This window comes from Paenibacillus tuaregi, assembly GCF_900086655.1.
GTDB lineage: Bacteria > Bacillota > Bacilli > Paenibacillales > Paenibacillaceae > Fontibacillus > Fontibacillus tuaregi.
The window spans coordinates 1,610,463-1,626,391 of the sequence record NZ_LT575476.1; the positions used below are offsets into that span (position 1 = coordinate 1,610,463).

General features: G+C 42.1%; 9 protein-coding genes. All 9 read left to right on the forward strand.

The features are described from left to right. Window positions 1-210 precede the first annotated feature (210 nt). The 9 genes from BN6628_RS07385 (at window position 211) to BN6628_RS07425 (ending at window position 15,792) form a co-directional block, all read left to right on the forward strand. Window positions 211-3,435, forward strand: a complete 3,225-nt coding sequence (locus tag BN6628_RS07385) for an RHS repeat protein (RefSeq protein ID WP_148449265.1) — start codon at window positions 211-213, stop codon at window positions 3,433-3,435. Between the two features lie 15 nt (window positions 3,436-3,450). After that, window positions 3,451-8,703 (forward strand): polymorphic toxin-type HINT domain-containing protein, encoded by a 5,253-nt coding sequence (locus BN6628_RS07390; protein ID WP_082926832.1) that lies wholly within the window; start codon window positions 3,451-3,453, stop codon window positions 8,701-8,703. Window positions 8,704-8,721: 18 nt separating this feature from the next. Next, a complete protein-coding gene (locus tag BN6628_RS07395) occupies window positions 8,722-9,372 on the forward strand; it encodes a HEAT repeat domain-containing protein (RefSeq protein WP_068616056.1) in 651 nt (216 codons plus the stop codon). A gap of 411 nt (window positions 9,373-9,783) precedes the next feature. Further along, on the forward strand, window positions 9,784-10,473 hold the full coding sequence (locus tag BN6628_RS07400; RefSeq protein ID WP_068616058.1) for a hypothetical protein: 690 nt from the start codon (window positions 9,784-9,786) through the stop codon (window positions 10,471-10,473). A 339-nt stretch (window positions 10,474-10,812) separates the two neighbouring features. Next, on the forward strand, window positions 10,813-11,844 hold the full coding sequence (locus tag BN6628_RS07405; protein ID WP_068616059.1) for an ABC transporter substrate-binding protein: 1,032 nt from the start codon (window positions 10,813-10,815) through the stop codon (window positions 11,842-11,844). Window positions 11,845-11,982: 138 nt separating this feature from the next. Continuing rightward, the gene (locus BN6628_RS07410) at window positions 11,983-13,509 is read left to right on the forward strand and encodes a sugar ABC transporter ATP-binding protein (RefSeq protein WP_068616061.1); all 1,527 of its coding nucleotides are present in this window, start codon (window positions 11,983-11,985) and stop codon (window positions 13,507-13,509) included. Then, entirely contained in the window at window positions 13,499-14,515 is a 1,017-nt protein-coding gene (locus tag BN6628_RS07415; RefSeq protein WP_068616063.1) for an ABC transporter permease, read from the forward strand. The genes BN6628_RS07410 and BN6628_RS07415 overlap by 11 nt, the downstream gene beginning before the upstream one ends. After that, complete coding sequence (yjfF, locus tag BN6628_RS07420; protein WP_068616065.1) at window positions 14,512-15,495, forward strand: galactofuranose ABC transporter, permease protein YjfF; 984 nt, start codon at window positions 14,512-14,514, stop codon at window positions 15,493-15,495. The genes BN6628_RS07415 and yjfF overlap by 4 nt, the downstream gene beginning before the upstream one ends. Before the next feature lie 57 nt (window positions 15,496-15,552). Continuing rightward, a complete protein-coding gene (locus tag BN6628_RS07425) occupies window positions 15,553-15,792 on the forward strand; it encodes an HPr family phosphocarrier protein (RefSeq protein WP_068616067.1) in 240 nt (79 codons plus the stop codon). The last annotated feature ends 137 nt before the right edge of the window (window positions 15,793-15,929 follow it).

Consider the following 15,929-nt stretch of genomic DNA (forward strand, 5'->3'; position numbering starts at 1 on the left):
ATGTCAACGAGTCCTTTAGCCCCTTTTTGCATTGTGGCAAGTAAGACAGTAATAGCTATTGCAGATAAAACAATGCTGAAAAGTACTGATAACAAAACAAAAAGTCGAATTTTGGAATAAATAGGGCTATATACATATTTATAGTCTTTGATTTACCCTTTATGGTGTATATTGGGAACTATACCTTTACATAACATTGGAGGGGAAAAGATGAATTTTAAAAGGTGTCTTAGTGTTTTTTTGCTCATTTTATGTTTGGTCTTATCGTCATTTCCTAGGGTCACAGTGCAAGCTGAACTAATGGATACTTCCCCAAATGTGGAAAATGATCAGATTCCTGCAGTTACCGAGGAGAATAACAGTCCAGATCCCGATTTACCTGGTACATCTGTTGATTCTTCAACATCTTTAGAGGAAACTGACAATTTGCAGAGCCAGATTGAAGCTCAGGCTGTTGATAAGATCGAGATGGTCATTTCTCCAGGGGAAAGTCTTGAATTTGTGAATCCAACTCCAGCGGGTAGATCAGTATATACAAATGGAAGTGTTAAGAACGGAATTCTGTTTGATTATGCAGGATATTCAGCTAATGGAAAAGCCACATACATTGATATGGATTCAGCAACTCTCACACCTGTTATACCAGCGAATGGTGGCACTTTAATAATTACAGCGCTTAATTCTCAAGTCAATCTTAAAGTTCCTGCTGATGTAACTTATAGTTACTCAGCCGAGCCTGCATTGTTAAGGAAAACATTAGGGCGTGGTGAGAGCTACCAGATTTCTAATGCGGGAGTAGGTGATCTACGTATCATGACGGACGCAACTTCAAGTAACGGAAAGCGGCTTAGTTATGCAATTTATAAAAAGGATGGAAGTGTTAAATCATCAAATCTTGAAACGTATTCGAATCTATCAAGCTCTCCTAACTCAGGAGAAAATATAGTAGTTACCGGAAAATCAGATCTGCCTGTTGTTATAGGAACCTATTATAAAAATGCTGTTGGGCAAGAAATAGCAGAACCTGCTTTTGAGAGTGTGCAACTTCATAAAGGAGAAAGTTACCAATTTACAAATATAGGTAAATTACCTGATGCAATTGAAAACGATGGGACGCCAAATGATAAGTTTGATTACGTAATTTATAAACCAGACGGAACTGAACTTTCACGGGGCACGAATACCGCTGTAAAGCCATCTTTTGCCCCAGGCAACCGTATTGTTATTACTTTGCGTACAGACAATCCCGTCACCTTTGGGGGACCTTACCGTTCGTTTGCCGGGAGTCCTGTTAACGGCGATGCCATAAGCAGGATAACATTATCGCCTGGGCAATCCTATTTGTTTCGTAACAACGGGTCGCTAACAAATCCAGTTAATAATAATGCAAGATTGGTAGGAAGTTTATATGATTATGTGGTTTATAAGGCGGACGGCAGTTACTACTCCAAAGGCTTTGATAGCAAAATAACTCCAAATCTGCCTGCTGGCGGATATTCCATAATAAGTGTTGTATCAGGCCCACCTGTTACTTTTGATTATACGGATGACTTCTCAGCTGAACCAAGCAACGAACCGGCTTTTTTCAGAATAACGCTTTCCAAGGGAGAGAGTTATGAATTTACAAATATAAGTGATTATCAACGTACACTCGATAGTACTGCATCGAAGGATAGCCGGTTCGATTGGGTCGAGTATTATCCCGATGGCACTCAACAGGGTAAGCAGGCTAATACTTATAACAATCCGCTTGTTTCTAAGGGAAACAGAATAGTTGTTACGACCGTAACCGATGTCCCAGTTACCTTTGGAGTTGCATATAGACTATTCTCTTGGCGTGATAAGCCTGGTGAAGCAATTTCCCACCAATTAGTCCGATCTGGAGAATCGTATGTGTTCAGAAATACGGGAAGCAAAACCATATCCATTGCTAATGATGCTCAAGCTACAGAGGGGGCATATGATTATGTTTCGTATACATCCGAAGGAATGGTAGAAAATAGAGGTTTTAACGAGAAAGTAAGAACAATCTCAATTCCTGCACAGGGTTTCCTGATTGTCACGGGACAGTCTGACAACCCGGTTACTTTTAACTACACAGAAACAATTACTGTGGAACTGGCCAACCACCCAGCGATGACCAGAGTGACTTTGAAACAAGGGCAATCCTATTATTATAAGAATATAAGCGACAAGGTTGATTATTTGTACTCTGACGCGATTCAGAATATAAATGACTTTTCATATGTAATCATAAAGCCAGATGGTACTGTCCACTCTCAGGACCCAGTCAAGTTCAACATCGTTATTATCCCTGCCGGATATACGATTAAGGTAACAGCCAACTATTTGCATCCAACCACGTTCGGAGCGGTCTTTACTTCCTTTCTAGCTTCATCGGCACCGGATAGCTCCTATTTAGAGAAAACAATAAAAACAAACGAGAGTTATATCTTTACGAATCCAGATGCCAAAAATCAAGTGTTAACGAAGAAAAGTGGCACCAACTCTTCCTTGTTTGATTACGTAATATACTCGTCAAAAGGAGAAGTTACAAAAATGGGGCTAAATATGGATAGTAACATCTCCATCCCAGCTGGAAGTTCGGCCGTAGTCACAGCGGTATCATCGGAACCTGTAACTCTACAATATGTCAAACCCGTAGAAGCTGAATCCATCACAGAACCTGCATTCCTAAAGAAGCTGTTGAAGACAGGCGAATCTATTACATTCGCAAATGTTAGCAGCTACGATGCTCAGCTTAAGACAGATGCCAGTACTAATCAATACTATGATTACACGATTATAAAAGCTGATGGCTCCCTATTTAAGGAAGGTGTTCATTCGACTGGGGAGTATGTGGTTCCTGCCGGCGGTAAAATTACGGTTAAAGTAAGCTCGACCAACCCAGTTTCATTTGCGGGTCCTTATCGGATGTTTAAATTTGAGGATGCTTCGGAGTTTGTATTTGAGAAGTTATACGAGAACCAGCCTCTAAACGTCTCAAAGGATGCTGGCAAAAACGGCTATTATTTGTTTACGCCAGCTCAAACGGGAAAATATCGTATTGCGGCTAAAGAAAATAACAACTCAGACCAGAAACCCGGAATTACTATTTTTAGTGATCCTAAACTGCAAAACGCTCTGGCCGCGAGCAACAGTGATGAGAAAGTTTATGGCAATGATATTGTCTTTATTGAGGCTGATTTACTAGCTGGAACTAAATATTATGTAAAAGTCCAAGAGAAGAGTGGTAAGGCATTACAGTTATTTCTAGCGGCAGCGATCTTGAAAGTAACTCCAAATGCTACTTATGATTACAGCCCTGCGGGAAGATTAACTAAGGTGATATTCCCGACTGGGGACGTTATTCTGTTTGAATACGATGCGAACGGCAATTTAAAGAAAAAAACGAAGCAAGTATATCCTTTTTAGTCCAGAGGTGATCAAATGCTAAAACGTATACTAGTAACCATTCTGTGCCTATCCATTACTTTTACTGGTTTAGGGACAATAGCAAATGCAGCAACGGATGGACAGCAAGCTTTAAGTTCGAATGGGAACAGGAAAGAGGAGATTGTAACTCTATCAAGAATTTTGGAGAAGTTCCATAAAGAGGAGTCATGGTTAGACCAACAGCTTGCCGAAGGCTACTCGTTATTTCAAATTTATACAGCGCTAGATCAATCAGGCGGAGATTTAAGTGCCTATAAAACTATTATTAGTAAAAACGGAACAAAAACCAATGATCCTCAAGTGCAAGTAAATAAGTTAGAGACTAGCTCCGCGTTGCTCTTAAACCGCCCTAGTTCTCTGGCTGCACAGGCAGATTACGACCAAGCTGCAGTTGACCACTTGCCTGTAGATCAGCCCTTATCTCCATATGTGGAGAGTTATGGGAGCGATTCGGTATCCGTAGCCACAGGAGATCTAACTGTCCGTTATACCGATTTTACCTTGCCTGGTTCAATACCATTCTCCTTAAACCGGGTATATGACAGCTCCAAAGCTAATAATGATATTTCCGTAAAGCTCAGTGGCGATATTTACAAGAATGAAGCTGGGACACGAAGAGAGGAGGCTGATTCGCAGCTAGGCAGAGGATGGAGATGGGATCAGCCTTACATTATGACACGTGACAGCCGAAGATTCCTGTATTTTCCGGGAATCGGCACATATCGTATACTAACTGATCTAACCTTGCAGGGCTACAAGTATAAGAATCTGAAACTCGCTGATGATACAAGCGCAGTCGTTAATGGAAGAACAAGTAAGTACAAACTCGCAGTTCTAAATGGGCCCAACTATTATTTTGATGATGCTGGATATTTGATTCTGATTCAGGATGATTATAATAACCGGGTGGAATTCAGTTATACCAAGCAGGGAATTGGAAATGTCCTCACAAAGGTGAAAAATAGTGATGGGAACGAGCTTGCTTTCACTTATACAGATACGCAAGTAACCGTAAAACAGACGGGTACAGAGCTTGTTAAGGTATATACGCATGTTATGGATGAAGACCGTCCGGTTCTGACGAAAGTAACGGATGCCCTTGGGAAAGATACCAAATATTTTTACAAATTGCCTGAAGCGCGCTTTAACTTTTTAGCCAGTTTGGTTGGTCAATTGGATCAGCAATCCTGGGATAATTCGGCGCTTCTGACACGTATTGTATCTCCCACATCTTCAATAACGGATTTTGATTATGCCCCATCTCTAAAGACGATCGGCAGCTATGCAACACGGTTCGTATTTAAAACGACTAAGCGCCAAGATGCATATGCGGCTTTGAACGGGGATGTTATAGTTCATAAGAGATCATTTAACTACACCAACGAGGACTTAACAAGTTTCGGGAAGGATGCAAAATGGGTTACAACCATTGAAGGACCGCATGCCAAGCAAACGTTCCAGCTTCGAAAATCATTTGACGGTGCAACACAGCCAGATATCCACTTTCTTGATGAATACCGAACCGAAGGAGATCAGGCTGCGTCAGTTGAGAAGCTGACTTATGATTCATCCAAAAGAAATATTCCAATAAAAGTGGATGACTACTATATTCAAAACGGAAAGAGCTCTGAGTCAGTAACCGGAGAATACAAATATGATGAGAACGGGCTTATAGTATCGTTAAAGCAAAGTACCGGTCAAGAGACTACTTATGACTACCAAAAATCAGCCGAGCCATACTTCTGGAATCAGCCTAGTACAGTGAAAACCAAGATTGCTGACAATCAATTCAGAGTCGAAACGAATGCTTATGATTCGCTTGGAGGACTTAAGCAATCGTCAATTTCTGAAACGGGCTCAGTTAACAAGCTTTTATCCCAGACTAATTATCAATATGATAGCTATGGAAACCCGGTTGTTGTTGAGGTGAAGGATGATTCCAGGACAATATCCACAAGACAATCCTATGAATCACCTTATGGACATCATCTCGTTACAAAGGAGTCTACTCAGGTAACGGGAATTGATAACTCTTCATCAACGGTATCGAGGCAATATGAGTACTTCCCGACAGGGGCTCTTTCATTGGGGGTTGACGAAGCAGGGCATAAGACGTCATATCAATACGATAAAATCGGACGTATAGTCCAAACCAGCTACAGTGATGGTTCTACTGAAAAAGTCATTTATGATGACAACTTGAATACAGTGACAAGTACGGATCCTAGCGGTTTAGTTACGATTAACAAATATAATCCTGTAGGGTTTCTTGCCCAAGAAGTGCAGGATGATGCTGTATTCCAGTACTTTTATGATACCGAAGGCAATACCGAGGAGTTTATCGATGCAGAAGGCAACAAGACCAGTTACAAATACGATTCCTTGGATCGCTTGGTTCAAACTAATTATGCAGATGGTTCGAAGGATCTGGTTGACTATGATCTAATTAATCGGACTACAACCAATACAGATGCATCGGGATACAAGAAGAAGGAGACTTATGATCTTCTCGGCCAGACTGTATCTATAGAGGAATCTAATAATGAGACGAACACCGTTCTAGAGAAACGGGGATACAATCTGGTTGGTGATGTTATCTCGGTTACGGACGGGAAGAACCAGCAAACTATTTATGGGTATGACGGATTAGGAAGAACAATATCAGTAACCGATCCCAAACAGCAGACTACCAAGTATACGTACAGCCTTTCTGGCAACCTAACCAAAATTCAGCTTCCAGATCGGTCTGAGATTAATAAGCAGTACGATGAATTAGGACGGGAAATACTACACATTAATCAAGGCAATCAATCCAGAAAGTATTATTATGATACTCGAGGAAATATCACCAAGTTTGTGGATTTCTCCGGGAAAACCAAAGAATACCAGTACGATAGCGATAATCATTTGACTCAAATTAAGGCACCAGAAACTACAATAAATTATACTTATGATTTCTCTGGACGCCGGACCACAATGCAGGATGCCCAAGGCACAACAAGATATACCTACGATCCAACGGATGGTTCCTTAACAACCTTAACATATCCGGATGGAACAAAAATTGAATATAGCTATAACACGCAAGTACGGACAGGTTACACCTTGGTGTCTCCTAATGGGTCTGCAACACAGGTCCAGGGTAATTTGGACGAGCTAAATAGGGTCAAGGATCTTGAAGTGTCCAGCAAGAGTGGAACAGCTGCCTCATTGGCGGCCACGCCAGGAGACAAGATATCGTTTGAATACGGATCAAACAAATTACTAAAGAGACAAACAACTGTCAGTGGTACAGGGGTTGCTTTTAACTATAAAGGATATGATTTGTCAGGTGTATCTGTAGTACAGGGCGGTAATCAAAAGCAGCAGTTCAATTATCAATACGATAACAATAAGAATATTATTAGCCGTACCCAGAACCAAATAACAGACTCTTTCGATTATGATCCGTTGAATCGTATCCAGAAGGAAAGCACCACAGAGAGCACTAGAACTTACAGCTACGATAACAAAGGAAATCGAATTAATGTAGAAGGCTCCAAAATCACGGGCATGCAGAATGCAGAGTATACATTCGACAGCCTAGATCGTCTAACAGGGGTAAAGGGAGAAGGGAAAGAAGTTTCTTACCGGTATAATGGAGATGGTCTATTATATGAACGTAAGGAAAAAGATAAGCTCATTCGTTACTATTATGATGAAGAAGCCAAATTAATTGCCGAGGCAGAAGTCAAACCAGACGGATCACCTAAACTCTTATACGTTTATGTATATGATTTGGGAGGGCAATTATGGGCTCGTAAAGACAAGGTTACAGGCGCCATGCAGTACTATCAATTCAATGGCCATGGAGATGTGATCGGGCTAACCGACAGCAAAGGAACCGAACTCAACAGTTATACCTATGACGTCTGGGGGAACCCGGAAAACACCAAAGAAACGGTTCCCAATATCTTCAGATATTCTGGGGAATACTGGGATGAGGCTACCGGACTTCAGTATCTGAGGGCGCGGTGGTACGATCCAGGAATGGGAAGGTTTATAGCTGAGGATACGTATGAGGGTGATATTACAAATCCCCTGAGTTTGAATTTGTATACGTATGTGGAGAATAATCCATTAATTTCAGTCGATCCCACAGGACATTGGTGTACATCTGCTGATGGGAGAAATGCGCATCCTGGACAGTGTAGTAGTAATGATCCTGAGAAATATTATATGGATGACTATCAAATCCCTAAAGGTATGCCTTACTTGGTTAATGGTCGTTATTTAGGGGAATATAGATATGATAATGGACTTAAGTTTACTTCTGACCCTCAAGGAAATCGCCAATATAATTTTTGGAATATGTTTCCTAAAGATGTTTATTATTATGACTATGTAATGTCAAAGCCGCTTTCAAGTACAACCTGGACGGCTGTAAGTGTTAATGTAACTGCAATATTTAAAAAGTTTGTTGCAAACGTAGTCTCTAAAACTAAATCTAAAACTAAAGCTAATAGTTGTAATTGCTTTGTTGCCGGCACTAAGATTAAAACAGACGAAGGGGAGAAGAATATCGAAGACATTGAGGTCGGAGATAAGGTTCTCTCAAAGGATGAAGAGACTGGTAAACAGGCTTACAAGGAAGTCACGCATCTGTATCGAAATGATAAGGAAATCATCTATGAACTTACGGTAGGTGACCAAGTCATTGAGACAACCGACAATCATCCGTTTTGGGTTGAAGGTAAAGGTTGGGTGTTAGCGGCTGACTTGCAGGTGGGGGATAAGTTACAGCAGAGTAACGGGAATACCTTGAAGATTGATAACATCAAGATTGTTAGGCATGAAGAAAAGGTCAAGGTATACAACTTTACTGTTGCGGAGTTCCATACCTATTTTGTAAGTGACTTAGGCATTTGGGTTCATAATATTGGACCTTGCGATGTTATTCCTAACCAAGGTAAGGTATCCGTGGTAAATGGAGCACCATCGGTAGATGCAGGAAAGCAAGGAAAACATATACAGGGGCATAATAATTTTGATTCCAATAAAACGGCATGGCCAAAGGGACAAAATGGAGTTGAGCTAACACAAAAGGCTTGGTTAAAAGGAACTCGTACTAGCAAGACCGGAAATGTTAGAGTCTGGGACACAGGAAAGCCGATAGGTCCAAACGGGGAAACGGGTATTAGAGTACACATAGATAGTAAAGGCAACATCCACGGTTACCCTGTTGATCCGTCAATCTATTTACCTTAAAGGAGATGACCTTAACTATTGCGAATCATTACATCCTTACAAAATAAGTTAGCTGATTTTTGGGACTGGTCAGGGATAAAAGCTGATATATATGACAATCAATGTACAACTATCGATGAGACTTTATACATTGAATGGGATAATTTAATCTCTCTTACTCAAGAAGCAGTCATGATATTAAAAAGTAACTCACAAAAAAAGGACATGCTAGTGAAGCCTATTTTAGAAGTTTTAGCTTTAGATCATGAAAATGAATCATTGTTAGATTTTTGTGAAGAGGAATTGGGGCCAACTGAAACAGAATGTTTAATTAAAGCAAGTATCTCGTTTCCTCTTACCGGAGCGAGATGGCAAATGGCAGAACTTATTGGGAGGAAAAGGGAAAAAGGTTGGTTGAAGTATGTTCTGTTGTTAACAAATGATTCCAATAAATACGTACAAAGAAGAGCTTTACTTTCGCTGGTACATCTTGATTCAGATTTGGCCTCAAAGATAGCATTCCAAAAAATAAGAGATGAAGATGACATGATCAGATTAGTGAGTTTAAGAATTTTAAATGAAACTTCATCAGGATTACTTGAAGACGCAATTTGGTTACTTGAAAATGATCCGTACAGTTTAGTGCGAGAAGAAGTGAGTAAGATCGTTAGTAATTTGAGAGAGAATTGATCTAATATGCTCTGAAAGGTGGTAGCTAAAATAGTTGCCACTTTCTTTTTTTCTCTGAATCAAGTTTATAACTAACGAAGGGGAGAAACCTATCGAAGACATTGAAGTCGGAGATAAGGTTCTCTCAATATTGTGATTAAACTAAAAGGTTTAACTTAAATGCGGCAAAAACCATGTTCGCCTCATTAGTACAATTTATAGAGTACAAATCGACATTCTATGTGAGGGAAGATAAAAAAAATTCATTCGTATACTACCTACTCTCTTCAACTGATAGCAAAAAAGCGTTCTTGTTTTATGTAGTTATTCAATAAGTCTGAGAACTTGATGGCGGCAACCTCAGGGTCTTTTTCACCCGCATTTAGATAATAATCTATGTAATACGTACTAGCCCCTTAAGGAGGTATATAAATGAAATTATCTGATTTGAAAATGTTTCAAACAATAATAACTGCTTCGCCCAACGAAGAAATTCATATTCTTGATGAACACGAAGGCACATACTTCTTAACAAAGACAAGAATTAAAACCGAGGATTTTAAAGGAAATAAAATAGAGGACATAGAAAATAAATTTCGGGTTACATCAATTTGGTCGGTGAACATAACTGATGGGCAGATTCGTAAAATTACTCCTTACGGAGATTTTGACATCAATGATGTTTACATTACGGCGAATTATTTGTATTTCGTTAAAATCACTGATGCCGATCATGACGGACTTCTTCTTGAAGAAGATTATCAAGGTGGGGAACTATGGAGAGTGCATTGGCAAACACTAGATCATACGCTTTGTTTTAATATTAGACCGTATAATTTCCATCGCTTTTTGACAGCTAATGATAACTATGTTGTTTTTGTTTCAGAAGATCGAATTCCAGATGTTACAGAGGTTGTTTTTTATGATCTTAACACCAAGCGCTTTGCCGTGCTAAACAATGTATATGATTACGACTGGTGTGACTTTAGATTAGTTGATGATAAGAAGGGAGAGCCGGTATTTCTTTTTCAGAAAAAATACAGTGAGGGTGTAATGCAGGATGCACCTTGCGTAAATCTTGTCACTTGGCCGGATTTAATTGCGCAATTGGATTGGGAATAATCAGTGATTGTTATCGATTTGGGTTCATGATATCGGTTCTTGTGATAAGATATCGCACCGGATGAGACAATAGTTTCGCCTTAGCCATGAAGAGGTCTAGTCCACACAACAGCAACCCTTTCGGGTACTCACCCGAAAGGGTTGTTTTTTTATGATGCCAAGAAATCATAAGAAATCAAAATAACTCCGGAATAAATCATAACTTCAAAGCGCAGGATCATTATTTTCTCAAAAATAACCTCAATAAATACGTATTGAATTCCATTTAGACCCAGGTATATTGCCTATAAAATCAAGATAACACCTGACCATGTGGTGAAAATAAGGAGGGGTAGTCAAATGAAAAATATGTTTAAGTCTAGTGCCATACTTCTGATGACCGTAACGATGCTTCTTATCTCAGCTTGTGGGAACACGGATACCGGAAACAAGGCAAGCTCCGCTACAACGACAGGAACTGGGGATTCAGGGAAGACGGACAAGACGATTACACTCGGCTTTGCTCAAGTAGGCGCAGAGAGCGGATGGAGGACAGCCAATACCAAATCCATCCAGGATTCAGCGAAGGAAGCTGGTATCGATCTCAAGTTCTCGGACGCTCAGCAAAAACAAGAAAACCAAATTAAAGCGATTCGGAGCTTTATCGCCCAAAAGGTAGATGTCATCGCCTTCTCGCCGGTTGTAGAATCCGGTTGGGACACCGTACTTAAGGAAGCGAAGGATGCCGGTATTCCAGTCATCCTTACTGACCGGGCTGTTGATTCCAAGGATACATCGCTCTATCAATCATTCCTTGGCTCAGACTTCGTAGAAGAAGGACGACGTGCCGGCAAATGGCTTCTGGAAGAAATGAAGGACCATCAAGGTCCGGTGAATATTGTGGAATTGCAGGGTACTACCGGTTCCGCACCGGCAATTGATCGTAAGGAAGGCTTTGAGGAAATCATTAAGGAGAACCCGAATCTGAAGATTGTGAAGTCCCAGACCGGTGATTTCACACGGGCCAAAGGCAAGGAAGTTATGGAAGCGTTTATCAAATCCGCAAAGGCTGAAAATACCAAGATGGATGTTCTATTTGCCCATAATGACGATATGGCGCTTGGAGCTATTCAAGCTCTAGAGGAAGCAGGCATCAAGCCAGGTGTAGATATCAAGATCATTTCCATGGACGGCATCAAGGACGCATTCCAAGCCATGAAGGACGGCAAGATTAACGTAATTATCGAGTGCAACCCGCTGATGGGTCCTCAATTGATGCAAATTGCGAAGGACATTGTAGCCGGTAAAGAGGTAGAAAAACGCATTCTGACCAACGAAGGCGTGTTCCCGCAAGATACAGCTGAGAAAGAGCTGCCGAACCGTCAGTACTAATCCTGCGAAATCTGTAATCCGAATTTACTAGAATGAGAAGCCGTCCATTGGTTGAGGCTGGGCCAGCAGTACTGCCTTAAGCATTGTCTCGGATGGGCTTCTCTTTATTTCTACAAACATGATAGGAGGGCACCATTAATGGAAGAGAAGAAACCTCGTTTACTCATGAACCGGATAAACAAACATTTCCCCGGTGTTAAAGCACTTACTAACGTAAGCTTACGCATGTTCCCTGGAGAGATACATGCATTGATGGGTCAGAATGGTGCAGGCAAATCTACACTCATTAAGGTGTTAACGGGTGTGTACTCGATTGATGCTGGCGAAATCTGGCTGGATGACAAGGAAATTCGGGCGCAAAGCCCGCTCGAAGCGCAAGAACTCGGAATCAGCACCGTGTATCAAGAGGTTAATCTATGTACTAACTTAACGGTTTCGGAGAATATTTTCATTGGGCGTGAGCCGATGAAGAGAGGCCGAATCAATTGGAAGGAAATGAACGCTCACTCCAAGGAACTTCTTAAACGGCTGAATGTTGACATTGATCCGACGAAACAGCTCGGAGATTACTCGGTAGCGATTCAACAGATGGTAGCTATAGCAAGAGCATTAAATATATCGGCAAAAGTTCTGATCCTCGATGAACCGACCTCGAGCCTTGATGCGAACGAGGTGAGTGAGCTCTTTAAAGTTATGCGCAAATTGAAATCGGAAGGCTTGGCAATTTTGTTCGTGACTCATTTCCTGGATCAGGTGTACGAAATGTCCGATAGAATCACCATTTTACGCAATGGAGAGTTTGTCGGGGAATATAAAGCTGAAGAATTGTCCCGCATGGAACTGGTCTCGAAAATGATCGGTAAAGCTATGGATCAGATGGAAGAGGTTCAGGAGCTGCCGGATTCACATACAAGCAATAGCAATGTTACACCTTTCCTGGAGACTATGCGGCTTGCACGGAAAGGCTCGATTGAACGGTTTGATCTCAAGCTGTACCCCGGAGAGATTCTAAGCCTTGCCGGGCTGCTAGGCTCAGGCCGGACTGAGATTGCCCGGATTCTGTTCGGAGCAGACCGCGCCGATCAAGGGGAGCTTACGATCAAAGGCAAATCGGTGAACTTGAAATCACCCCGTACAGCCATTGATCACGGTATTGCTTTCTGCCCGGAGAATCGGAAGTCGGAAGCGATTATTGAGGATCTTACGATCCGTGAAAATATAATCTTGGCCATGCAGGCCTCGCTGGGTATATTCAAGTATTTACCGAAGAAGAAACAGACAGAATTTGCAGACGAGTATATTAAGCTGCTAAATATCAAGGCCCCTGGACCGGAAACACTGATCAAAAATTTGAGTGGTGGTAACCAGCAAAAGGTTATTCTAGGCAGATGGCTGCTTACGAATCCGGACCTGCTGATTCTCGATGAACCGACACGGGGAATTGATGTAGGAGCTAAAGCAGAGATTATGAAGCAGATGGGCAGATTGTGCCAGAAGGGAATGTCGATTCTGTTCATTTCCTCCGAGCTTGAAGAGGTTGTGCGTACTAGCCACAGAATTGCCATCCTGCGTGACCGCCACAAAATTGCCGAGATGGATAACCATAATGTCAGTCAACAGGACATTATGAAAGCGATCGCAGGAGGGATTCCCAATGAAAAATAAGTTGTTTTGGCCGCTAGTTACCTTGGCCGTCTTACTCTTGGCCAATTTAATTCACAATCATGACTTTTTTACGATAACTATACAAGATGGTCACCTGTTCGGTAGCTTGATTGATATTCTGAACCGTGCCGCGCCTCTAGTGCTGATCTCGATCGGAATGACTTTTGTCATCGCTACCAAAGGGATTGATCTATCCGTAGGCTCGGTGGTATCCATTACCGGGGCAATGGCTTGTCTAATCCTTAGCCAGGGTGACGGGTCGAGCATGAGCGTGCTGTTCTCCGCTCTGGGTATTTCTCTGGTGCTGGCTCTCGTTGCCGGTGCCTGGAACGGTCTACTCGTCAGTGTGCTGGGCATACAGCCGATCGTTGCAACGTTGATTCTGATGGTAGCGGGACGCGGGGTAGCGCAGTTGATTACGGATGGTCAAATCCTGACGATTTCCTCGAAGCCGTACTCCTTTATCGGAGCAGGTTATTTGTTCGGGCTGCCGTTCTCCATCTACATTATTGCTTTCTTCTTCGTTATTGCAGCCGTGTTGACCCGGAAGACAGCGGTTGGGTTGTTTATTGAGTCGGTAGGCACGAACCCGACGGCAAGCCGCCTTGCGGGTATCCGCTCCGGGCTAATTATCTTTATCGTTTATTTGCTGTGTTCGTTCCTGAGTGGTATCGCGGGTCTTGTTCTTAGCTCTAACGTATCGAGTGCAGATGGCAACAATGCTGGGTTGTGGTATGAGCTCGACGCTATACTGGCTGTAGTCATCGGAGGTAATTCCCTGAACGGCGGACGCTTTTATCTGTCAGGTACAATCATAGGAGCACTAATCATTCAAACCTTGACCACTTCAATTTATTCGATGGGCGTACCTCCGGAAGTTACGCTTGTTGTTAAATCCATAGTCGTGTTAATTGTCTGCTTAATTCAATCGGAAGCTTTCGGGGCCGTATTCGCCGCAAGGCGCAGAAAAAGAAATGAAACCGCCAAACAGGGGGTATCGGCATGAATATCCTAAAAGTTGATAGACGTTACTTTCCCATCCTCGTAACTGTTGCGTTATTTATTGTTATGTTTGCGGCAGGTTCCATAGAATATAACGGTTTTTTCTCGCTGCAGGTATTTCTGAATCTTCTTATTGATAACTCCTTCTTGCTAATCACGGCGGTAGGCATGACCTTCGTTATTCTTACAGGAGGAATTGATTTATCCGTGGGTTCCATGATCGCCTTCACGACGATGCTGTCGGCAACCCTTGTTCAGAATCATCATTGGTCGCCAATGCTGGTCATTCCGTTTGTATTGTTTGTCGGCAGCTTCTTCGGCTGGGTTATGGGGAGTTTGATTCAGTATTTTAAACTTCAGCCATTTATAGTTACACTTGCCGGCATGTTCTTAGCCAGAGGTCTATGCTACCTAATTAGCATCGAAAGTATCACCATCGACAACGAATGGTATAAATTCATGTCACAGACCAAAGTCTATTTATTCGGTAAAAATTATATCTCCATTAGCGTCATTATTGCGCTGGTTGTAGTGGCGGCAGCTATTTACATCGCGCATTACACCAGATTCGGCCGCAATGTGTACGCGCTCGGCGGCAGTGAACAATCGTCCTTGCTGATGGGCCTTCCTGTTGCCAGAACCAAAATCCTTGTGTATACACTCAGCGGCTTCTGCTCTTCGCTTGCCGGAGTTGTCTTTACCTTTTACATGCTGTCCGGATACGGGCTTCATGCAGTGGGTATAGAGCTTGATACGATCGCCGCGGTTGTCATCGGTGGAACGCTGCTGACCGGCGGAACTGGTTATGTAGCCGGAACGATCTTTGGTGTTCTTATTCAAGGGATCATCCAGACTTTAATTATGTTCCAGGGTACACTTAGCTCCTGGTGGACCAAGATTGCGATTGGCTTGCTCCTGCTCATGTTCATCTTGCTCCAGAAGGTGTTTATCTCACGCAAGAAAAAGAGCAGTGCAGCCGCATAATCGAAGGGTTATATGATCCGGCTGTTGACCACAGCATTTTAGGAGGCGGGGTAACGGATGAATAATACAACCGAAATCGGCTGGGAAATCTCTAAAACTGCTAACCAATTTAAATCTTCTTGTGTACTGAAATTCGGGAAAATCATCATTGATGCCAAGAGTATATTGGGTGTTTTCGTCTCTTTATCGGAGCACCATAACTACGAGCTTTATGTGATGGGACCCGATGAAGACGAAGCCAAGAGGGCCATGTCTGATTTGTTCGCCCGCTATGATCTTTCTTATACTATAAAATAACCATTGTCATAAAATTTAAAAATATAGATGCAGTTGAATATGTCCAGCCGGTGACATAGGGATCATGTCACCGGACCGGATATTGGCAGGGTTACAAACCTCCGTAATTTATCACCCCGCAATCACAAGAGTTATTA